The organism is Streptomyces sp. NPDC058678, from assembly GCF_042714835.1.
Lineage (GTDB): Bacteria > Actinomycetota > Actinomycetes > Streptomycetales > Streptomycetaceae > Streptomyces.
In genome coordinates this window covers 1-21122 of record NZ_JBHXSG010000085.1, presented here as the reverse complement: position 1 = coordinate 21122, position 21122 = coordinate 1, and the positions used below count along the sequence as shown (strand labels likewise).

The following is a 21122-nucleotide window of genomic DNA, read 5'->3' as shown; positions in this document are numbered from 1 at the left end:
CCTCAGCCGACCGCGGTCACCAGCACCGCCACCGTCGGATGATCCGCCAGCGCCTGCTCCACCTTCGCGCGGACCTCCCGGGCCACGTCCAGGGCCGGGTGGTCCGCGCGCACCGCCAGTTCGACCCGCACATGGCGACGCGGCAGGGTGTTCTCGTCCTGCCGCTCCTCGACGTGCACCGGCCGGCCCAGCAGGCCCGTCAGGTGGAGCACGCCCGGGACGGCCAGTGCGGCGGCACCCGCGCGGCCCTCGTCACCGGCGCCGGCCTCGGCAGCGCGCGCCGGCTCGGGCTGTCGTACCGGAGGGGCTTCGGCCGCCTCGTCCAGCACGGCCGTCACCCGCAGGTCCACCTCCGCCACCGCCAGGCCGAGTGCCTCCGCCGCGGCCGCCAGTAGCGCGCGTACACGGGCCGCGGTCGTCGGCAGCGGCTCGGACACCGTGGCCGCGAACTCCGCCGTCACGCGCAGCGGACCGGGCGGCAGAGCGCTCGGCGGCGGCGGTACGGCGGGCTCGTGCGCGTCCTCCGGGTCGGCGAGCCCGATCCGCAACGGGCCCAGACGTACGCCGGGCAGATCCCGCGCCGCGCGCAGGAGCACCGCCTCCGTCGCCTCCTCGGAGATCCACGCGCCGTCGCGCGGGCCGCCCAGGGGAAGGAGTCTGCCGAGCCGCAGTCGCTGTCGTACCGCCTGTGTGAACTGGTCCGCCGTCATTACTCCAGCCTGCCGCATCCCCGGCGCGCGATCGCGTAACCCGGCTTACCGTGGTCGAAGAGGGACGACCGGAAGGGATGTACGGCGATGAGTGACATGACGGAGCGGAACCGCACGCAGGGCCCCGAGGGTGCTGCCGATCCGCCGGTGCAGACCCGCAAGGCCGTCAAGCGCGGCGGCGGGGACCCGGCCGGCCGGGGACGGACGACCATTGCCGACGGCGTCGTGGAGAAGATCGCCGGGATGGCCGCCCGGGACGTGGTCGGTGTGCACGCGATGGGCAGCGGACTGAGCCGTACCTTCGGAGCCGTGCGGGACCGGGTGCCCGGTGGAACCAAGGCCGTGACCCGCGGGGTCAAGGTCGAGGTCGGTGAGGTACAGACCGCGCTCGACCTGGAGATCGTCGTCGAGTACGGCGTGGCGATCGCCGATGTGGCGCAGGCTGTGCGGGAGAACGTCATCGCGGCGGTGGAGCGGATGACCGGCCTCGAAGTCGTCGAGGTCAACATCGCGGTGAGCGACGTGAAGCTGCCGGACGAAGAGGAAGAAGAACCCGAGTCCCGGCTCCAGTGACGCGCCGAGGACCGGGAACCGAACGGAGGCACCATGAGCATGGCCGTGGTCGGGATGATCGCCGGCATGGCACTGGGATTCGCCGGGTACTTCGGCGGGTTCGGCGCCTTCCTGCTGGTGGCGGCCCTGGGCGCCATCGGTTTCGTCGTCGGCCGGTTCCTCGAGGGGGACCTGGAGTTCGGCGACTTCTTCCGCACCCGCGACAACCGGCGTGACGGGCGGCGGTGACGTCCGCGAGCAGCGGGGCCGGTGAGCTCCGCGGACCCCTGGCCGTGGTCCCGCCCGGCGAGCGCGGGGCGACCCGGATCGCCGACCGGGTCGTGTCGAAGGTCGCCGCGCAGGCGGCGCGGGAGGCACTGGGAGAGCTGCCCGACGACGCTTCGCCGCCGTCCGCCACCGTCGCCGTCCGCCATGAGACCGCCCGGATCCGCTTGCACCTCGAACTCGACTATCCCTGCGACATCGGAGCGCGTTGCCGTCGGGTGCGTCGTCATGTCGTGGAGCGGGTAGGCGCGTTGGTGGGCATGGAGGTGCCGGAGGTCGCCGTCCAGGTGGAACGGCTGCATCCGGTGACGGCGCACGGCGCGGCACAGGGGAGGACGCGATGAGCGAGCCCCAGGGCTCCGAGGGCACCACACAACGACTGCCGGTCATGGAGAAGGAGGCCGGCACAGGCGGGGAGTACGAGGCTCCACCTGTGCCGGCCGGCGACGCGGACGAGGCCGGGAGCAGCGGGCGGTTCTGGTCGGCACGCCGGGTGCCGGCCGGCATCGTGGCGCTGCTGCTCCTGGTCGTCGCCGGCGCCTTCCTGTACGACGTCGCCGCCGTGCGGGCCGGCCGGGACGCCCTGGCCTGGCGCCGGGAACTGGCCCGGCAGCTCGCCGAGCGGCCGCTCGACGACACCTGGGTGCTCGTCGGCGCGGGCGTCGCCGCGGCCCTCGGCCTGTGGCTGATCGTGCTGGCGGCGACGCCCGGCCTGCGGGCGGTGCTGCCGATGCGGCGCAGCCACGCCGACGTACGCGCGGGACTGCACCGGGAGGCGGCCGCCATGGTCCTGCGCGACCGGGCCATGGAGGCCGCCGGAGTGCAGTCGGTCCGGGTGCGGATGCGCCGCGCACGCGCCGACGTCCGAGCGGTCTCCCACTTCCGCGAACAGGACGATGTCCGCGCGGACTTGGAAGCCACCCTCACCGAAGCGGTCAGGGGGCTCGGACTGTCCCGGCCGCCCACGCTGTCGGTGCATGTGGTGCGGCCCGGACGGAAGGGGTGAGTACGGTGCTCAGGACCCTCAACCGCGTACTGCTCGGCGTCGTCGGCCTCGTGCTGATCGTCGTCGGGGGTTCCGTACTCGCCGTAGGACTGGGCGCCCCGGCGCCCTCGTGGTGGATCCACGACGGCCGGCACGACGTCCTGCTCGGCGACGCCGAGCGCACCCGGTGGCGGGACGCCGGCTGGTGGTGGCCGACCGTCATCGCCGTGCTCGCCGTCCTCGTGCTGCTCGCCCTGTGGCGGCTGACCGCGGTCCTGCGCAGGCACCGCCTCTCCGAGGTGCTCGTCGACACCGGCGACGGCGAGGGCGCGCTGCTGCGAGGGCGCGCCCTGGAGGGCGTACTGGCGGGCCAGGCCGGCGAACTGAACGGCGTCGCCGACGCCAAGGCCCTGCTGACGGGCCGATCGAGCGCCCCGGAGGCCCGCGTACGACTCCGACTGGAACCGCATGTGGACCCCGCGACGGCCCTCCACGACCTCACCGACCAGGCGCTCGCCCACGCCCGGCACTCGGCGGGCCTGGCGTCGCTTCCGGCGGAGGTGCGGATGAAGGGCGTCAAGCACCGTGCGGAAAGGGTGAGTTGAGAGTCCGAAAGGGCCGGGTGGGGGCGACCGGCCCCCACCGGACCCGCGGACGGCTCAGAACCCGTGCCGCATTCCCCCGTCGACCGGCAGCATGACGCCGGTCAGATAGGACGCGGCGGGCGACAGCAGGAACGCGGCCGTACGTCCGAACTCCTCCGGCCTCCCGTACCGCCGCAACGGAATCCGGGACTCGTTCGCCGCCCGAGTCGCCTCGGGGTCGGCCGACAGACCGTCCAGCTCGCGCACGCGGTCCGTGTCGATGCGGGCCGGAAGCAGCCCGACGACCCGGATGCCGCGCGGTCCCAGCTCGTCGGCGAGGGACTTCGCGAACCCGGCCAGCCCCGGCCGCAGCCCGTTCGAGATCGTCAGGCCCGGGATCGGTTCGTGCACCGACCCGGACAGCACGAACCCGATGACACCGCCGGCCTCCAGCTCACCCGCTGCCTCCCGCGCGAGCCGTACCGCGCCGAGGAACACCGACTCGAACGCCGACTGCCACTGCTCGTCCGTGTTGTCGGCGACGAAGCCCGGCGCCGGCCCGCCGACGCTGACGAGAATGCCGTCGAAGCCGCCGAAGTGCTCGCGCGCGGCGGCGATCAGCCGGGCGGCCACCTGAGGGTCGGCGTTGTCCGCGGCCACGCCGACCGCGTTCGGTCCCAGGGCGGACGCCGCGTCGGTGACGCTCTTCTCGTCCCGGCCCGTGACGATCACCCTCGCGCCGTCGGCGACCAGCTCGCGCGCGGCGGCGTTGCCGAGGCCGCGGGTGGCCCCGGTGACGACGTACACCCGGTCCTTCAGTCCAAGATCCATGGCCCCTATCCTGCCTGCTCGCTCCCGAACAGGGCGAGTGCGGTGTTCACCAGGCCGATGTGGCTGAACGCCTGCGGGAAGTTGCCGAGCTGCATGCCGGCCACCGGGTCGTACTCCTCGGCCAGCAACCCCACGTCGTTGGCGAGACCCACCAGCCGTTCGAACAGCTCCCGGGCCTCTTTCGTACGGCCCGTCATGTGCAGCGCGTCCGCGAGCCAGAAGGAGCACGCGAGGAAGGTGCCCTCGCCGCCGGGCAGCCCGTCGACGGGCGACTCCTCGGCGCTGTAGCGGTGGACGAGCCCGCCGTGCCCCAGTTCGTCGCGGACCGCGTCGATGGTGCCGACCACGCGCGGGTCGTCCGGCGCCAGGAAGCCGACGCGGGGGATGAGCAGCAGCGCGGCGTCGAGTTCGCGCGAGCCGTAGTACTGCGTGAAGGTGTTCCGGTCGGGGTCGTAGCCCTTCTCGCACACCTCTTGGTGCACCTCGTCGCGCAGTGCGCGCCAGCCGTCCAGGTCGCCGCGGAGCTTCGGGTAGTCCTCCAGGGCGCGCACGGCACGGTCGGCGGCCACCCACACCATCACCTTCGAGTGCACGAAGTCACGGCGGCCGCCGCGCACCTCCCACAGCCCCTCGTCGGGCTGCCGCCACGACGAGCGGAGGAACTCCAGCAGGACGCTCTGCATGGACCACATGTGCGGCTTGGCGGGCAGACCCGCCCGCCGGGCCAGCGACAGTGTGTCCATGACCTCGCCGTACACGTCCAGCTGAAGCTGTTTCACGGCCTCGTTGCCGATCCGTACGGGCCGGGAGCCGGCGAAACCGGACAGCCAGGGCAGCTCGAACTCGGGCAGCCGCCGCTCGCCGGCGAGGCCGTACATGATCTGGAGGTCCGCCGGGTCACCTGCGACCGCCCGCAGCAGCCAGTTCCGCCACGCCTCGGCCTCCTCCTGGTACCCGCACGACAGCAGGGCGCCCAGGGTGAGGGTGGAGTCGCGCAGCCAGCAGAAGCGGTAGTCCCAGTTGCGCACCCCGCCGAGCTCCTCGGGCAGCGAGGTGGTGGCCGCGGCCACGATGCCGCCGGTCGGCGCGTAGGTGAGCGCCTTCAGGGTGATCAGGGAGCGGACCACGGCGTCCCGGTGCGGCCCGTCGTAGCGGCAGCGCGCCGCCCACGCCTGCCAGTCGGCGACGCTGTGCTCCAGTGCCTCGTACGGGTCGACGAGCGGCGGGCGCGGCTCGTGCGAGGGGTGCCAGGTGAGCACGAAGGCGACCTTCTCGCCCTCCTCGACGGTGAACTCCGAGTGCGTACCGAAATCCTCGCCCCAGGTGTGCACGTGGGGCTCGCTGCGCAGCCACGCCGAGTCCGGTCCCGCCACGGCCACTCGATGGCCGTCGGACCGGCGCATCCACGGCACGACCGAGCCGTAGTCGAAGCGCAGTCGCAGTGTGCTGCGCAGGGTGACCCGGCCGCCGAGGCCCTCCACGACGCGTACGAGGTCCGGGGCGCGGTGGCGCTGCGGCATCAGGTCGGTGACGCGCACCCGGCCCTCGTCGGTCTCCCACTCGGTGTCCAGGACGAGGGTGTCGGGGCGGTACCCACGCCTCGTGCACCGGTCGGCGCCCTTCGGGGCGATCCGCCAGTGTCCGTTGTCCTTGTCCCCGAGGAGCTTGGCGAAGCAGGCCGCGGAGTCGAAGCGGGGCAGGCAGAGCCAGTCGACGGAGCCGTCCAGGCCGACCAGCGCGGCGGTCTGTTCGTCGCCGATGAGGGCGTAGTCCTCGATACGGGGATGCACGCAGTGCGGGTTCCCGCGCGCCAGGGGTGGCAATCCGGGGCGGGGCCGGGTGGGTGAAGCGGTGCGGTCACACAGGGAGGGGCCGTACGGGCTGCGCGGGTGAGGTGGTTGCACCGGGCCGCTGCACGACGAACGGGACGGCCACATCGGTGAGGTGGCCACACCAGGGCGGCTGCCCGACGGGTGAGGCGGCCACATCGGTGAGTCGGCTGCACCGGGACGGCTCGGCTGCCCGACGGGTGAGGCGGCTGCACCACCGGTGCAACGGCTACACCGGCGCCGGTTCCGACTCCGCCGTGGCCTGCTCGGCCTGCGCCGCCCGCCGTTCGCGCAGTTCCCGCCGGACCAGGACCACCCAGCCGACCGGCACGCCGGCCGAGAACAACCACCACTGGATGGCGTACGCGTAGTTCAGTGCCGCGTCCTCGTCGCCCGGGCTGCCGACCAGCTCCGGGGTGTCGCCCTTCGGCTCGGGAGCCGTCTGCGCGATGTAGCCGCCGAGCACCTGGGCGTCGAGGCGGCGCGCCTCCTGCGCACTGTTGATCAGCATGACCTGCCGGTCCGGCAGCCCCTTGAGGTTCTTGATGCCGCTCGCCGCGGTCGTCTCGTCGGGCATCAGCCGTCCGGTGACGGTGATCTGGCCGCCCGGCGGTGCGGGGATCTTGGGGAACGCGGTCTGGCTGGGGCCGTTCGCGGGGATCCAGCCGCGGTTGACGAGCAGCACCTTGCCGTCCGTGAGGACGAACGGGGTCAGGACGTGGTAGCCGACCTCGTCGTCGGAGTTGGTGCGGCGGCGGACGACGACCTCGTCGTCGGTGTCGAAGCGGCCCTTCGCGGTCACGTTGTGGTATCGCTCGCCGGTGGTGACGGTGTGGCCGGGGGAGGTCAGCCGCTCCACGGGCACCGGGTCGGAGGAGAGTGCGTCGGAGACCAGCTGGTTCCGGGCGGTGCGCTCCTCGTAGCGGTGCATCTGCCAGATACCCAGCCTGATCATCGTGGGGATGAGGAGGAGGGCGACCAGTGTGAGGATCACCCACTGCCGGGACAACAGGAAGCGGTACACCCCACGACCGTACAACCGGGTCGTGGGGCGCACGGAGGCGGGTACCGGAAGCAGGACTTCCGGGTCGTCCTCAGACCTTCCTCAGACCTTGTCGACGATGCCCACCTTGCCCTCCGCGCGGGCGCAGTGGGCGCCGCAGAACCAGTGGCCCTCTACCTCGACGCCCTGCCCGATGATCTGCACCCGGCAGTGCTCGCAGATCGGGGCCATGCGGTGGATCGCACAGGAGAAGCAGTCGAAGACGTGCACCGAGCCCTGGGCGTGCACCTCGAAGGTCATTCCGTAGTTATTGCCGCAAACTTCGCAAGTCGCCATGGGGCACAGGGTGAGCGTTCGGCGCGGCGCGGGCGAGCGGCTGCCGGGCGAGTCGCGCGGCAATCACCCGTCCGTACGGTCGCTGCCGGGGGTGGCGCGGTCACCGACGCGCGATCCGCACGGTCAGCCCTGTGACCGTACGGTCATCCCTCCGACGCCGGTGCGACATCCCCGAGGAGTTGCCCGAACGCCGCCTCGTCCACCACCGGCGTTCCGAACTGACGGGCCTTGACCACCTTCGACGTGCCCGAGTCCGGGTCGTTCGTGACGAGCAGGCTGGTCAGCCGGGACAGGCTCGTCGCGACATGCAGCCCGGCCTCGGTCGCGCGGTCCTCCAGCAGGTCGCGCTCGGTCGAGGTGTCCCCGGAGAAGGCGACCCGCATGCCCTGTTTGAGCCTCTTGCCCGCTTCGTAGCGTCCTGGGTTGGGATAGGGGCATGCCGGCCTCTTGCGCGAGGGGCGCCAACTGGTCTGCCGGTAGCTGCCGTAGCCCGCCTGCTGCCGGGGCACGGCCCGGTCCGTCCACTCGGTCAGCGGCCGGCACTCGTGCAGCGGCAGCCGTACGCCGCCCGCCGCCGCGGCCCTGAGACTCGGCCGGAACGCCTCGGCGAGGACCCGCGCGTCATCGAGGGCATGGTGCGCCCGCTGCTGGACGACGCCGAAGTGCGCCGCCAGGGCCTCCAGCTTGTAGTTGGGCAGCGGCAGGGCCAGCTCCTTGGAGAGCGCGATGGTGCACAGCCGCTGCCGCACCGGCGCCTCGCGCTCCGCGCGCGCGTACTCCCGCGCGATCATCTGCCAGTCGAAGACCGCGTTGTGCGCGACGAGCACCCGGCCGTCCAAGCGGGCCGAGAACTCCTCGGCGATCTCCTGGAAGAGGGGAGCGCCCTCCAGCACGTCGCTCGTCAGACCGTGGATCCACACCGGGCCCGGGTCCCGCTCCGGGTTGACGAGCGTGTACCAGTGGTCCTCGACCTCTCCGCGCGCGTCCAGACGGTAGACGCCCGCGGAGATTATCCGGTCGTCCCGGGCCAGGCCGGTGGTCTCCACGTCAACGACCGCGTATCCCTTCGGATACGCGGCCGGCCAGGCGGTGGGGGAGGACGCTGCCCTCATGCGGTCTTCGAGCATGGTCCCTGAGGATACGGGTCGCGACTGACAGTCCCCGTCCTCAGGTGTGTTGTCGGGTTCGGCTGTTCGAACTTGCTCCGTCCGTGCGGAGAGGGCCTGGAGGTGTCGCGTGCCGAAGTTCCTTTCAAGGGTGGGTGGTTTGCTGTCCTGCGGTCTTTGAGACGCCGACGAGGCACACGGCGGGAGCGCCCGGCTCACACCTCAACCGGCTGCGCGCGGTGGCCCTCGGCGCAAGCGACGGCATCGTCTCCACGGGGGGGCCTCGTCCTCGGCGTGGCCGACGCCATGGACGACCGCTCGGCACTGCGACCACCGGCCTGGCGGGCCGTCAGATCGCCCGCCTCGGTGAAGGCCTCCTGGACCGTGGCCGCCGCGAGTCGCTCGTGTTCGGGCAGCGGGGCGGACCTCGTCGGCCCCTTGGCGGAGATCGCCAAGAAGCAAGCGCGTACCGTCGGTAATACTTGTGGGTAACAACGTCTAGCCGCGGCCGACCAGCGGTTCTACGGTGCCCTCATGCCGAACCTGCCCGATGTCGTGCTGTGGTCCATACCCGCCTTCGTACTGCTCACCCTGATCGAGATGATCAGCGTCCGCCTCCACCCCGACGAGGACGCGGCCGGTTACGAGGCCAAGGACGCGGCCACGAGCGTCGGCATGGGACTCGGGAGTCTGGCCTTCGACCTCCTCTGGAAGATCCCGATCGTCGCCATCTACACGGCGGTGTACGAACTCACCCCGCTGCGGGTGCCCGTGCTGTGGTGGACCGTCCCCCTGATGCTGCTCGCCCAGGACTTCTTCTACTACTGGTCCCACCGCGGCCACCACGTCATCCGCATCCTGTGGGCCTGCCACGTCGTCCACCACTCCAGCCGCAGGTTCAACCTCACCACCGCACTGCGCCAGCCCTGGACCTCGCTCACGGTCTGGCCGTTCTACGTCCCCCTCGTGGCCGCCGGCGTGCACCCGGCCGCGCTCGCGTTCTGCTCCTCCGCGAACCTCGTCTACCAGTTCTGGATCCACACCGAGCGGATCGACAGGATGCCCCGCTGGTTCGAGTACGTCTTCAACACGCCGTCGCACCACCGGGTGCACCACGCTTCCCAGGGCGGCTATCTGGACCGCAACTTCGGCGGCATCCTCATCGTCTGGGACCGGCTCTTCGGATCGTTCGTCGCCGAGACCGTGCGGCCCGTCTACGGGTTGACCAAGAACATCAACACGTTCAACCCGATCAAGGTGGCCACTCATGAGTACGTCGCCATCATCAAGGACGTGAAGGCGGCGGCCGGTTGGCGCGAGCGCGCGGGGCGGGTGTTCCGGGGGCCGGGGTGGCAGCCGGCGCCCACGCCCGCGCCGGAAGCGGCCGGGGAAACCGTGGTCGCGTGACCGTTCGCCGAGTCCTCCTCGCCGCCTTCGCGCTGGCCGCCACCGCGGACCTCGTGTGCCTCGCCGTGGGGTTCGGCCCCGGGCACACCGTCGCCAAGCCGCTCCTGATGCCGCTCCTGGCCGCGTATGCCGCATCGCACGGCGCACCCCGCCTCCTGCTCGCCGCCCTCTTGTTCGGCTGGGGCGGCGACGTCCTCCTGCTGTTCGAGGCCGAGTCGGCCTTCCTCGCCGGCATGGCCTCCTTCGCGGCCGGCCACCTCTGTTACCTCGTCCTCTTCAAGGCGTACGACAAGGCGCACAGCAGGGCGCACGGCAGGGCGCACGGCAGGGTCTACGGCAGGGTCTACGACAAGGCGCACGGCAGGGCGTACGGCTTCAAGGCGTACGGCGACGCCCGCGCGCGTGGCGGTCTTCTCGTCCTCGTCTACGCCGCCGCCCTGCTCACCACCGTGGCCTCGCTCTGGCCGGACCTGCCCGCAGATCTCCGCGTCCCCGTCGCCGGCTACAGCCTCCTGCTCACGGCGATGGCGTACGCGGCCACGATCCGGCTCGGCCTCGTCGCCGGCCTCGGCGGTGCGCTCTTCCTGCTGTCCGACACCCTGATCGCCACCGGTGTCGCCGACTGGCCCCAGCCGCCGCGACCCGACCTGTGGATCATGCTCACTTACCTCGCCGCACAGCTCCTCCTCACCGCCGGCACCCTCGGTGCCCTCGAAGCGCGCCCGGCACCGGTGACGACGTGCGGTGAAGTGCGCTCGACCACGCCCTGAGCGCGCCCACGGCCTCGGTGCCATGCCCGACCGGTCCTGGACGGCAGCGTCGATGCCTCGCCCGTCTTCTACCCGCCCCTCGGCCTGGAGGGCATCCCCGGTGGCCACAAGGCGATGGCCGGCGCACCGCACCCAAGCCCGCGGCCGCAGGAGTCTCACCAGCGGATCGGCACCGGCAACGCCGTCAGCAGTCCCGACACCGCGACCACCACGCCCAGCGCGAGGACCTCCGCGCGCGCGGGCGAGCAGGCGGTCAGCGGGTCGGCGGCCCGGCCGAGCCGGATCCGCGCCCACAGGGCGAGCGCGGCGACGGCGGACACGAGGAGCACCTTGGCCAGCAGGACGCGCCCGTACGCCGTCGTCGTCAGCTGCTCAAGGATCGTCTCCGCAGGCATGCGGCGCAGCGAACTCCCCACCCCGGTCGCCGTGATGGCGGCGAGCAGAACGGCCGCCACGCGCGCGTAGAGCCCCAGCAACGCCACGCCCGCTTCCGAGGGACCCCAGCGCCGCAGCATCCGCAGCGCGTAGAGGAGGCCGCCCGCCCACAGCGCCGCGCACGTCAGATGCACCAGCGTCAGCCCGGAGCCGGCCAGCGGGCTCTGCTCGGTCGGGGGATGCGCGCGCAGGGCCTCCGCCACGACCACCGCCGCCAGCGGCCACACCTGCGTCACCGGCCGCGCCGAGAGGGCGCACAGCCCGGCCGCGAGGAACCCGTTGACCTCCACCAGCGCGAGCTTGCCGTCCCGAGACTCGTAGAGGCCGCCGACGTCGATCTCGGCGGCGCCGCCCGGCACCGCGTTCCCCGTAGCCACGATCGACGCGAGCCCCAGTGCGGCGACGAAACCGGCGGCGGCCGCGTACGGGGCCCAGCTGCGGGGTGCGGCTCCCGGAGCGCCGGGCACGGCACGGAGCAGCCGGCGCACGAACAACTCGCCCACCGGCACGCACAGGGCCGCGAACAGCACGGTGCGCAGCAGCGCGACAGCGCCGACGCCGGGTGCGGCGGCCTCTCCGGTGCCGTGCAGCGCGGCGGACGGCCCGAGCAGCGGCACCAGCGCGCCCAGCAGCACCAGGACCAGGACGGCGACGGCCCGGCCGGCTCCGCGGCGCCGTACGGGCTCGCTCGCGCCGGACACGCCGGGCGTGGGTCTTGTCAAGGTCACCTCGAGATCTTCACCAGCCGTCCTGGAGCAGGGCAAGTCCAGGAATACAGCTGGGAGGTACGGCATGTCGCCCATCGGTACGTTCGCGGCCCGACCGTGACTCAGCTCCAGCGCGGCGCGTCCGCCCCCCAGGGCCCCGGCGGCCGGGCCCAGTCAGCCGGGCCGCCCTCGAAGGAGACCGGCGACAGGGCGTACCGCAGCCTCCCGAGCCCGCTGTCCGCCTCCGCCAGCCAGGGGCCGGGCCCTTCGTGGGGTGAGCCTTCGACGCCGCCCGCCCCGCCCCCCTCCATCAGCCACCGGGCCGTCCGCGCCAGCGCCGGCCGTACGACCCGACTTCCGCCCTCGTACGATTGCTCGGTCAGCGCCCGCAGCACGGCCGCCGCCAGCAGGTATCCCGTCCCGTGGTCCAGGGCCTGCGCAGGCAGCGCCCCGGGCTCCTCCATCGAGCCCTCGACCGCGGCGATCCCCGTGGCCACCTGGACCAGGCTGTCGAACCCACGCCGCGTGCCCCACGGCCCGTATCCGCCCCACGCCGACAGCTGGGCCACGACCACCCCGGGCCGCCGCTCGGCCAGCGACTGAGCCGACAGTCCGAACCGGTCCAGCGCGCCCGGCCGGTACCCGGTGACGACCACGTCCGCCGCCCCGAGCAGTTCCTCGAAGGCGCGCGGGTCGGCGCCGAGGTCGAGGGTCGCCGACCGCTTCCCGAAGCCCGTGTCGGCGTGCTGGTCGGGGAGTTCGGGCAACCGCGGCGCGTCCACGCGCAGCACGTCCGCACCCAGCAGGGCGAGCGTGCGGGTGGCGACCGGGCCCGCGATGACGCGGGTCAGGTCCAGGACGCGCAGTCCGGCGGCGGGCAGCAGGGGAGGGGAAGCCGGGCCGGCCGGGGTGAGCACGCGCGCGGGTGCGGAGTCCAGCCGCTCGCGCTCGATCAGCGGCCGTCCGGCCACTGCGGCACCCTGCTCGTGCGCGGCCCACTGCTGGGGCGTGCGCAACGCTACGGCGAGGCCGCCGGCCGCGTACACGGTCTCCTCGACCTCCAGGGAGGACCGCTCGGCGAGCGCCGCCCCGACGGCCGTCACGTCCTCCGGCACCCCCAACGCGTCCAGCAGCCGGGCCCGGTGGTGCGGGTAGTTCGCGTGCGTGCGCACCCACCCGTCCGCCGTCCGCCAGAACCGGGACAGCGGTGCGAAGGTGACAGGCGCCCGCCCGTCGACCAGGAGATGCCGCTCGCTGACGAAGGACGTCGCCACGGCCCCGTCGTCCACCCGAACCCAGGGCACCTCCGGCAGCCCCGCACGCCGGGCACCCAGCTCGGCAGCGGCCAGCGCGCACGCGCCTACGCAGGCCCGCGCCAACTCCCGTGCGGGAAGGCGCCCTTGCAGAGCGCCTTCCCGCACCACGGTCGACACGCGCGGGAGAAGGGCGGGATCGCCGCCCAACGCGGACCAGGCGTACTCGATGTCAATCATGACTGAACTATGCAGTATTGACCGAATCAACGTATGGACCTGGTTGACCTGTCTGACCTGCTACGTGACCGGTCGGCCTACTTGGTCACCGCGTCCAGTGCGTCCGCGGTCCCCCATCCGTAGAAGCCGTTGTAGTTCTTCGTCCCCTCGCACACCGCGTCGATCTTGCCGTCGCTGTTGATGTCGTACGGGTCCGTGCACGGCATGGCGTCGGCCTCGGCGTACAGCAGCGTCTTCACCAGGGCCGGCGAGGCGTGCGGGTGCGTCGACTTGATCAGGGCGACGACCGCCGCGACGTGCGGACTCGCCATCGACGTACCGGCCATGTAGCCCCACTTGCCGCCCGGCAGCGTGCCCAGGATCAGGCCGCTGGTCGCGGGTGCCTCCGGCTTCTGGTAGGCCGTCGAGTCGCCGCCTGGCGCGGCGATGTCGATGACTCCCAGACCGTGGTTGGAGAAGGACGACTTGATGCCCTTGGCGCCGGTCGCCGCGACCGTGACGACACCCGGCAACTGGGTCGGAATGTCAAGGCACTTCGACGGATCGATCACCCGGTCCGAGGGCGTGCCGTCGTTCGGCGAGACCGGGTCGGTGATCTCGTCGGCCGCGAGGTCGTAGTTCTCGTTGCCGGCCGCAGCGACGTTCACCGAGCCCTTCTTCTCCGCGTACCGCGAGGCCCGGCCGACCGCGTCGACGAGCGCCTTCTGGTCCGGGTCGTTCTTGCAGTTGAAGTACCAGGGGTCGGTGTAATAGCTGTTGTTGGTGACGTCGACGCCGTGCGTGGCAGCCCACATGAAGCCGCAGACCACGGCCTCGGTGTAGAAGTAGCCGGCCGTGGTCGACACCTTGATGCCGGCGACCTTCACGCCGGGTGCGACGCCCGTCATGCCGACGCCGTTCTTGGCGGCCGCGATCTCACCGGCCACGTGGGTGCCGTGCGGGCTCTCCGATGCGCTCGGCCGCCACGCCCCGTCCGCGGTGTCCGGCTTGCCGGTCACGCAGTTCACCGACGCGGCGCGGTCGAAGTTCGGCGCGATGTCGGGGTGAGTGTCGTCGACGCCGGTGTCGATCACGGCGACGGTCACCTTGCTGCTGCCGAGGGACTTCTCGTGCGCCTTGTCCGCCTTGATGGCGGGCAGGTCCCACTGCAGGGACTCCAGCGGGTCCTGTCCGGCGGCGGCCTTGGCCTCGGCGGCGGCGACCTCTGTCGCGCTGAGCGCCCGGGGCGTGCCCAGGTCGGTCGTCGACTGGGCGGGCAGCGGGGCGTTGCGGGTGTTGCCGGCCGACTCGACGCCCTTCACCTTGCGGACGGTCTTGGCGAAGTCGGCGTTCGACGAGTGGACGACGATCACGCCGATCTGGTCGTACGACGTCACGATCGTGCCGCCGGCCTCGGCGATGGCCTTCTTGATCTGCTGGGAAGGACCGTGCCCGGGGCGGACGTTGACCACGTAGCTGAGGGCGGTGCCGTCGTCCGCGGCCGCGGAGGCGAGGACGTCGTTCACCGCGCCGGTGACGCCGGCCACGGTGCCGGGCACGTCGGCTGCGGACGCCGTGGCGCCCGGCAGGAACGCCAGGGCTGTCGTCAGGGCCATGCCGAGGGGGAGGGCGACCGCGCGGCGGTAGCGCGGCTGAGGCGCTGTCATATGTGAGTGTCTCCAGTTCGTTCGCGGTGTAAGACGGACCGTGCGGGGAGTCCGGAGGGCGAGGTGCCCGGCGTTACGGCGGTACGGGTCACTTCACCGCGCGAAGGGCGTTGACGATGCCGTGTCCGTAGAAGCCGTTGACGTACTTGCCGCCCTTGCACACCGCGTCCTGCGTGCCGTTGCCGTCCTGGTCGTACGACTCCGGGCAGGCGGTGGCGTCCGCCTGCGCCTTGAGCAGCGCCTGGAGCTGGGCCGACGTCGCCTTCGGGTGCGTCGACTTCAGCAGCGCGGCGACACCCGCGGCGTGCGGGGAGGCCATCGACGTGCCCTGGAGGAAGGCGTACTGGCCGTTCGGCATGGTGGACAGGATGCGGCCGTTCTTCGACGGCGTGTCCGGGATCTGGTAGAGCCGGTCGCCGCCCGGCGCGGCGACGTCGATGACGCCCTTGCCGTACGTCGAGTAGTACGACTTGAGGTTCTGGACGCCCGTCGCGCTGACCGTGACGACACCCGGCAGCTGCGTCGGCACGTCGAAGCACTTGTGCGGGTCGATGGTCCGCTCGACCGGCGTGGAGTCGTCGGGGCTGGAGTCGTCGACGATCGCGTCGGAGTCCAGGTCGTGGTTGGAGTTGCCCGCGGACGCGAGGTTGAGGAGACCCTTGTGCTGGGCGTACAGCTGCGCCCTGTTGACCGCGTCGACGATGGCCCGCTGGTCGGGGTCGTCCATGCAGTTGTACAGCCACGGGTCGACGTAGTAGCTGTTGTTCGTGATCTCGACACCGTGGTCGGCGGCGAACACGAAGGCGCACACGACGCTCTCCGGGTAGAAGAGGCCGTTGTCCGGGTCGCTCACCTTGATGCCGGACACCTTGACGCCCGGGGCGACACCGGCGACACCGATGCCGTTGCGGGCCGCGGCGATCTCACCCGCCACGTGCGTGCCGTGGTAGTCCTCCGCGGTGTACGGGCGCCAGGCGCCCTCGCTGGTGTCCGCGACACCGCCGACGCAGTTCGCGGACTGCCCGGCGGAGAAGTTGGGCGCGAGGTCCGGGTGGGTGTCGTCGACGCCGGTGTCGATCACGGCGACGGTCACCTTGCGGCTGCCCGGGTTGATCTTCGCGGCCTTGTCGGCGCCGATCGCCCGGAGGTCCCACTGGTCGGCCTCGAGAGGCTCGCTGTCGGGCGTCGCCGCGGACGCGTTCTCGACCTTCGCGGCCTGCTCCTTCGACAGGAACTGCGCCGAGCCCTCGTCGGTCGAGCCCGCGGCGGTCAGCGGCGTGGTGCGCGTGGCACCCGCCGACTGCACCCCGCGCACCCGGCGCATCTCCGTGCCGAAGTCCGGGTTCGACGAGTGGGCGACGATGACGCCGATCTTCTCGTACGTGATCACGACGGTGCCGCCGGCCGCGGGCACCGCCTTCTTCACCGCTTCGATCGTGCGGCGGTCCAGCTTGGTGTTGACGACGTACGCCAGGTTGGGCGCGTCCACCGCCTGAGCGGAGGTCTCCGCCTGCGGGGCGGCCGTCGCGGCCGCCGTGGGCAGAAAGCCCAACGAGGCCGTCAGCGACAGGACGACGGGCACGGCGAGGGCGAGGCGGCGTCTGGAACGCAGATGAGGCATGGGGTCTCCACATCATCCGGAAACGAAACCGGCCCGAGGCACAGGTGGTGCTCGGGCAGGTACATGACGGGTAGTGCAGGGCCGAAGCTATCTCCCGAAGTCGCTGGCCAGCAATGACTTACCCGAAGTGACTTCGGAAAGAAGCCCGCGTTGTTGAACCGGGGCTAGCGCGCCGCCGTGACCTTGTGCAGGGAACGCGAGGACACTCGCCCCCGATCCCCGTCACAACCGCATCCGCAACGCGAGGAGACTCCGTGGCCACCGACGCACCGCCCCCCTCGAAAGAGCAACACAAGCTCCCCTCACCCGAGGAGTTCAGCGAGGTGGCGGAGAGCGCGGAGTTCGGTGAACTGCGCCGCTCCTACCGCTCCTTCGCCTTTCCGCTGACCGTCGGCTTCATCGCCTGGTACCTGCTGTACGTCCTGTTGTCGAACTACGCGGGCGACTTCATGGGCACCAAGCTCTTCGGCAACATCAACGTCGCCTTCGTCTTCGGCATCGCGCAGTTCCTCACGACCTTCCTCATCGCCTGGTGGTACTCGCGGCACGCCGCCGCGAAGCTCGACCCCAAGGCCGAGGCCATCAAGTCCCGAATGGAGGGCGGCGCATGAGCCCCGCGATCACCCTGGCAGCCGGCGAGGCCAGCGAGCACCGGCCACTGATCATCTCCCTGTTCGCGGTGTTCGTCGTCGCGACCCTCGTCATCACCGTCTGGGCGGGCCGCCAGACCAAGGACGCCGCCGACTTCTACGCGGGCGGACGCCAGTTCAGCGCCTTCCAGAACGGTCTCGCGGTCTCCGGCGACTACATGTCGGCCGCGTCCTTCCTCGGCATCGCCGGCGCCATCGCCCTCTTCGGGTACGACGGCTTCCTGTACTCCATCGGCTTCCTGGTCGCCTGGCTGGTGGCGCTGCTCCTCGTCGCGGAGCCCCTGCGCAACTCCGGCCGCTACACCATGGGTGACGTCCTGGCGTACCGCATGCGCCAGCGCCCGGTCCGTACGGCGGCCGGCACCTCCACGATCGTCGTCTCGATCTTCTACCTGCTGGCGCAGATGGCCGGCGCGGGCGTCCTCGTCTCGCTGCTGCTCGGCATCACCTCCGACGCCGGCAAGGTCCTCATCGTCGCCCTCGTCGGCGTCCTGATGATCGTGTACGTCTCCATCGGCGGCATGAAGGGCACCACCTGGGTCCAGATGGTCAAGGCCGTGCTGCTCATCAGCGGCACCATCCTGATCACCTTCCTGGTGCTGCTGAAGTTCAACTTCAACATCTCCGACCTGCTCGGCACGGCCGCCGAGAACAGCGGCAAGGGCACCGCCTTCCTGGAGCCCGGCCTCCAGTACGGCGCGACCGGCACCACCAAGCTGGACTTCATCTCCCTCGGCATCGCCCTGGTGCTCGGCACCGCCGGCCTGCCGCACATCCTGATCCGCTTCTACACGGTCCCCAACGCCAAGGCCGCCCGGAAGTCCGTGAACTGGGCCATCGGCATCATCGGCGGCTTCTACCTGATGACCATCGCCCTCGGCTTCGGCGCCGCGGCGCTCATCTCGCAGGACGAGATCATCGCGTCCAACCCGTCCGGCAACACGGCGGCACCGCTGCTCGCCCTCCACCTCGGCGGCGTCGACTCCGCCTGGGGCGCGATCCTGCTCGCCGTGATCTCGGCGGTGGCCTTCGCGACCATCCTCGCCGTGGTCGCCGGCCTCACCCTCGCCTCGTCGTCGTCCTTCGCGCACGACATCTACGCGAACGTCATCAAGAAGGGCAAGGCCACCGAGAAGCAGGAGATGAGGGCGGCCCGGCTGGCGACCATCGGCATCGGCGCCGCCTCCATCCTCCTCGGCGCCCTCGCCCGCGACCTGAACGTCGCCGGTCTCGTCGCCCTCGCCTTCGCGGTCGCGGCCTCCGCCAACCTGCCGACGATCCTCTACAGCCTGTTCTGGAAGCGGTTCACCACCCAGGGCGCCCTGTGGTCGATCTACGGCGGTCTCGTCGTCGCCGTCGGCCTGGTGCTGTTCTCGCCCGTCGTCTCCGGTGACCCCAAGGCGATGTTCCCGGACGTCGACTTCGCCTGGTTCCCGCTGAAGAACCCCGGCATCATCTCGATCCCGTTCGGCTTCGTGATGGGCTGGCTCGGCACGGTCCTCTCCAAGGAGGAGCCGGACACCGCCAAGTTCGCGGAGCTGGAGGTACGGTCCCTGACCGGCACCGGCGCCCACTGACGAAACCCGCGGGGATCCACTGAGAACGCCCCTGAGCGGCCGCGTCGTAGGTCTCTACGACGCGGCCGCGCCCCGTCTCGTGGGATCGGGCTCTGGTGATGTCGGTCCCGTCACGTAGGCTCGCAGGAGACGGAAACAGTTGATCCGCGACGAGGGAGGGGGCCCACGTGCTCATCGACACCTACGGCCGGGTGGCAACCGACCTGCGAGTCTCGCTGACCGACCGCTGCAACCTGCGCTGCACCTACTGCATGCCCGAGGAGGGCCTGCAGTGGCTTGCCAAGCCCGATCTGCTCACCGACGACGAGATCGTGCGGCTCATCGACATCGCCGTCACCTCCCTCGGCATCGAGGAAGTCCGCTTCACCGGCGGAGAGCCCCTGCTGCGCCCCGGCCTGGTCGGCATCGTCGAGCGCGTCGCCGCCCTCGAGCCGCGCCCCCAGATGTCCCTCACCACCAACGGCATCGGCCTCAAGCGCACCGCGGCCGCCCTGAAGACGGTCGGCCTGGACCGGGTCAACGTCAGCCTGGACACCCTCCGCCCGGACGTCTTCAAGACCCTCACCCGCCGCAACCGCCACCAGGACGTCATCGCCGGCCTGGAGGCCGCCCGCGACGCCGGCCTGACCCCGGTCAAGGTCAACTCGGTCCTGATGCCGGGACTGAACGAGGACGAGGCCCCGGACCTGCTGGCCTGGGCGGTGGAGCACGACTACGAACTGCGCTTCATCGAGCAGATGCCCCTCGACGCCCAGCACGGCTGGAAGCGCGACGGCATGATCACGGCGGGAGACATCCTGGCGTCCCTCCGCACCCGCTTCGACCTCACCGAAGAGGGCTCCGACGAGCGCGGCTCGGCCCCCGCCGAACGCTGGCTCGTCAACGGCGGACCGCACCGCGTCGGCGTCATCGCCTCCGTCACTCGCCCGTTCTGCGCGGCCTGCGACCGCACCCGCCTGACGGCCGACGGGCAGATACGCACGTGCCTGTTCGCCACGGAGGAGACCGACCTGCGCGCCGCCCTGCGCTCCGACGCTCCCGACGAGGAGATCGCCCGCATCTGGCGCCTGGCCATGTGGGGCAAGAAGGCGGGCTCGGGCCTGGACGACCCGACGTTCCACCAGCCGGACCGGCCGATGTCGGCGATCGGCGGCTAGCGGATCCAGTGGGTCCGGCGGATCGAGCGGCCGGCTAGGAGGCCTCGGAGGACTCCCACTCCGACAGGAGGACCACGTCCTTCAAGAACCCCCGCACCCCGAGGAACTGTGACAGGTGCTCCCGGTGCTCCTCGCACGCGAGCCACGTCTTGCGCCGCTCCGGCGTGTGGACCTTCGGGTTGTTCCACGCCAGCACCCACACGGCGTCGGCTCGACAGCCCTTGGCGGAACAGATCGGGGTTTCTTCACTCACCGGATTCGTCTCACAGATGCAAAAAAGGCGACGCCGAGCAGCCACGGGGGGAGCTGCCCGGCGTCGGTCCGTCGCTCCGACGGGGGATGCGGAGCGCCTACGAAGTATGTCACGGGTAACCCGTCGCCCGGCACTGGAACAACATGATTGATCTGAGCTTTTCTTGAGCTTGGCGACGCCCTGACTTCCGGTTGTGACCCGCCCCCGGGCGCCGCGTCATGATCCGCCGACACCGCGCATGATCATGCTCGCTCGCGCGGTTCCTTCCGCGCGCCCGGCGCCGGATCGGCCACGACATCTTCCGGGGCGGGTTCCGCGAAGGTCTCCTCCGCACCGGGCGGAGTGATCATCGGCCGCGTCGGCGCCGCCACGAACGTCGACGGGAGCGACGGCGCGTTCTCCCGCCCCGCGTTGGCGACCACCACGGCGATATAGGGAAGTACCGCCCCGAGTACCAGGGCGACGATCGCGACGTGCCGTTCGACGTTCCAGAGCGTCGCCGCGAGGATCACCGAGAGCGTGCGGACCGTCATCGAGATGACGTACCGGCGCTGCCGTCCGCGCACGTCCTCCTGGAGGCTCGTCCGGGCCCCGGTGATCCGGAACACCTGGACGTTGCCGCCGCCATGCTGCTTCCGCATCACATTCCACCATCCGCCCGCATCCGACTCTCCCCACCCCGTATCCGGTGCGCCCCCGGTCGGGGAACGGGACCCGGACACCATCCACGGTACGCCGGGCCTGCGCCGCCTACGAGAGCGGGGCACCTCCAACGTGGACGAACGCCCTCGGCCGCGGCACGTACAGCCGCACCCGACATGCGACGTACGGCGAGCCGCCCGACACTGGGCGTAATGCTCACGTAGAGCCGTACGAGGAGGCAGCCATGGGCTGGTTGTGGGCCATCATCGTGGGATTCGTCCTGGGTCTGATCGCTAAGGCGATCATCCCCGGCAAGCAGCACAGCCCTCTCTGGCTGACGACCATCTTCGGCATCCTGGGCGCGATCGTCGGCAACGCGATCGCCCGCGCGGCCGGCGTCGAGGCCACCTCCGGCATCGACTGGCTGCGGCACCTCTTCCAGCTCGTGGCCGCGGTCGTCATCGTCGCCCTGGGCGACATGGCGTACATGGCGACGCTGGGCCGCAACAAGCAGAGAACCTGAGGGCGGCACGGCGAAGGGGG

General features: G+C 71.4%; 23 protein-coding genes. 11 read left to right on the top strand and 12 right to left on the bottom strand.

Annotated elements, in window-relative coordinates; genetic code table 11:
• Positions 1–2: 2 nt before the first annotated feature.
• Complete coding sequence (locus tag ACFWWR_RS42795) at positions 3–710, bottom strand: nucleopolyhedrovirus P10 family protein (RefSeq protein ID WP_383875933.1); 708 nt, start codon at positions 708–710, stop codon at positions 3–5.
• 87 nt (positions 711–797) lie between these two features.
• Here ACFWWR_RS42795 and ACFWWR_RS42790 point away from each other — a divergent pair, with 87 nt between their 5' ends.
• From ACFWWR_RS42790 to amaP, 5 genes are read left to right on the top strand one after another with little or no spacing between them, the layout of a single operon-like run.
• Positions 798–1283, top strand: coding sequence for an Asp23/Gls24 family envelope stress response protein (locus ACFWWR_RS42790; RefSeq protein ID WP_383875935.1), 486 nt, complete (start codon positions 798–800; stop codon positions 1281–1283).
• Between the two features lie 33 nt (positions 1284–1316).
• Positions 1317–1511, top strand: a complete 195-nt coding sequence (locus ACFWWR_RS42785; protein ID WP_383875937.1) for a hypothetical protein — start codon at positions 1317–1319, stop codon at positions 1509–1511.
• Positions 1508–1891 (top strand): hypothetical protein, encoded by a 384-nt coding sequence (locus tag ACFWWR_RS42780; protein WP_383875938.1) that lies wholly within the window; start codon positions 1508–1510, stop codon positions 1889–1891. Before ACFWWR_RS42785 ends, ACFWWR_RS42780 begins: the two co-directional genes overlap by 4 nt.
• Positions 1888–2553 carry a DUF6286 domain-containing protein gene (locus ACFWWR_RS42775; RefSeq protein WP_384309583.1) on the top strand — a complete coding sequence of 222 codons (666 nt, stop codon included), beginning with the start codon at positions 1888–1890 and terminating at the stop codon, positions 2551–2553. The genes ACFWWR_RS42780 and ACFWWR_RS42775 overlap by 4 nt, the downstream gene beginning before the upstream one ends.
• Before the next feature lie 5 nt (positions 2554–2558).
• The gene (gene amaP, locus ACFWWR_RS42770) at positions 2559–3137 is read left to right on the top strand and encodes an alkaline shock response membrane anchor protein AmaP (protein WP_383875942.1); all 579 of its coding nucleotides are present in this window, start codon (positions 2559–2561) and stop codon (positions 3135–3137) included.
• A gap of 54 nt (positions 3138–3191) precedes the next feature.
• Here the strand turns inward: amaP and ACFWWR_RS42765 are convergent, their stop codons facing one another.
• The 5 genes from ACFWWR_RS42765 to ACFWWR_RS42745 all read right to left on the bottom strand — a co-directional run bounded on the left by ACFWWR_RS42765 (position 3192) and on the right by ACFWWR_RS42745 (position 8242).
• Positions 3192–3947, bottom strand: a complete 756-nt coding sequence (locus tag ACFWWR_RS42765; protein ID WP_383875944.1) for an SDR family oxidoreductase — start codon at positions 3945–3947, stop codon at positions 3192–3194.
• Between the two features lie 5 nt (positions 3948–3952).
• Positions 3953–5737, bottom strand: coding sequence for a glycoside hydrolase family 15 protein (locus ACFWWR_RS42760; RefSeq protein WP_383875946.1), 1785 nt, complete (start codon positions 5735–5737; stop codon positions 3953–3955).
• A 268-nt stretch (positions 5738–6005) separates the two neighbouring features.
• A complete protein-coding gene (locus ACFWWR_RS42755; protein WP_383875948.1) occupies positions 6006–6800 on the bottom strand; it encodes an SURF1 family protein in 795 nt (264 codons plus the stop codon).
• An 81-nt stretch (positions 6801–6881) separates the two neighbouring features.
• The gene (locus ACFWWR_RS42750) at positions 6882–7115 is read right to left on the bottom strand and encodes a hypothetical protein (RefSeq protein ID WP_383875950.1); all 234 of its coding nucleotides are present in this window, start codon (positions 7113–7115) and stop codon (positions 6882–6884) included.
• Between the two features lie 143 nt (positions 7116–7258).
• Positions 7259–8242, bottom strand: coding sequence for a DEDDh family exonuclease (locus ACFWWR_RS42745; RefSeq protein ID WP_384309581.1), 984 nt, complete (start codon positions 8240–8242; stop codon positions 7259–7261).
• 513 nt (positions 8243–8755) lie between these two features.
• Between ACFWWR_RS42745 and ACFWWR_RS42740 the strand changes: the two genes are divergently transcribed.
• Both ACFWWR_RS42740 and ACFWWR_RS42735 read left to right on the top strand, forming a co-directional pair.
• Positions 8756–9628 carry a sterol desaturase family protein gene (locus ACFWWR_RS42740; RefSeq protein WP_383875953.1) on the top strand — a complete coding sequence of 291 codons (873 nt, stop codon included), beginning with the start codon at positions 8756–8758 and terminating at the stop codon, positions 9626–9628.
• Positions 9625–10398: a lysoplasmalogenase gene (locus ACFWWR_RS42735; protein ID WP_384309578.1), complete on the top strand. Its 774-nt coding sequence runs from the start codon at positions 9625–9627 to the stop codon at positions 10396–10398. The genes ACFWWR_RS42740 and ACFWWR_RS42735 overlap by 4 nt, the downstream gene beginning before the upstream one ends.
• Positions 10399–10553: 155 nt before the next feature.
• Here ACFWWR_RS42735 and ACFWWR_RS42730 read toward each other — a convergent pair whose 3' ends face one another.
• The 4 genes from ACFWWR_RS42730 to ACFWWR_RS42715 form a co-directional block, all read right to left on the bottom strand.
• Complete coding sequence (locus ACFWWR_RS42730) at positions 10554–11561, bottom strand: CopD family protein (protein WP_384309575.1); 1008 nt, start codon at positions 11559–11561, stop codon at positions 10554–10556.
• Between the two features lie 101 nt (positions 11562–11662).
• Positions 11663–13033, bottom strand: coding sequence for a CoA transferase (locus ACFWWR_RS42725; RefSeq protein WP_384309573.1), 1371 nt, complete (start codon positions 13031–13033; stop codon positions 11663–11665).
• 77 nt (positions 13034–13110) lie between these two features.
• Positions 13111–14679, bottom strand: a complete 1569-nt coding sequence (locus tag ACFWWR_RS42720) for a S8 family serine peptidase (protein WP_384309570.1) — start codon at positions 14677–14679, stop codon at positions 13111–13113.
• 88 nt (positions 14680–14767) lie between these two features.
• Positions 14768–16300, bottom strand: a complete 1533-nt coding sequence (locus ACFWWR_RS42715; RefSeq protein WP_383875961.1) for a S8 family serine peptidase — start codon at positions 16298–16300, stop codon at positions 14768–14770.
• 254 nt (positions 16301–16554) lie between these two features.
• Between ACFWWR_RS42715 and ACFWWR_RS42710 the strand changes: the two genes are divergently transcribed.
• The 3 genes from ACFWWR_RS42710 (at position 16555) to moaA (ending at position 19684) form a co-directional block, all read left to right on the top strand.
• Entirely contained in the window at positions 16555–16911 is a 357-nt protein-coding gene (locus ACFWWR_RS42710; protein ID WP_383875963.1) for a DUF485 domain-containing protein, read from the top strand.
• Positions 16908–18527 carry a cation acetate symporter gene (locus tag ACFWWR_RS42705; RefSeq protein ID WP_383875965.1) on the top strand — a complete coding sequence of 540 codons (1620 nt, stop codon included), beginning with the start codon at positions 16908–16910 and terminating at the stop codon, positions 18525–18527. The genes ACFWWR_RS42710 and ACFWWR_RS42705 overlap by 4 nt, the downstream gene beginning before the upstream one ends.
• Before the next feature lie 167 nt (positions 18528–18694).
• Complete coding sequence (gene moaA, locus ACFWWR_RS42700) at positions 18695–19684, top strand: GTP 3',8-cyclase MoaA (RefSeq protein WP_383875967.1); 990 nt, start codon at positions 18695–18697, stop codon at positions 19682–19684.
• 34 nt (positions 19685–19718) lie between these two features.
• On the opposite strand, the gene ACFWWR_RS42695 is transcribed toward moaA, so the two are convergent.
• Both ACFWWR_RS42695 and ACFWWR_RS42690 read right to left on the bottom strand, forming a co-directional pair.
• A complete protein-coding gene (locus ACFWWR_RS42695; protein ID WP_383875969.1) occupies positions 19719–19937 on the bottom strand; it encodes a hypothetical protein in 219 nt (72 codons plus the stop codon).
• A 242-nt stretch (positions 19938–20179) separates the two neighbouring features.
• Complete coding sequence (locus ACFWWR_RS42690) at positions 20180–20578, bottom strand: DUF3099 domain-containing protein (protein ID WP_384309567.1); 399 nt, start codon at positions 20576–20578, stop codon at positions 20180–20182.
• A gap of 245 nt (positions 20579–20823) precedes the next feature.
• Here ACFWWR_RS42690 and ACFWWR_RS42685 point away from each other — a divergent pair, with 245 nt between their 5' ends.
• A complete protein-coding gene (locus tag ACFWWR_RS42685; protein WP_383875973.1) occupies positions 20824–21102 on the top strand; it encodes a GlsB/YeaQ/YmgE family stress response membrane protein in 279 nt (92 codons plus the stop codon).
• Positions 21103–21122 lie beyond the last annotated feature (20 nt).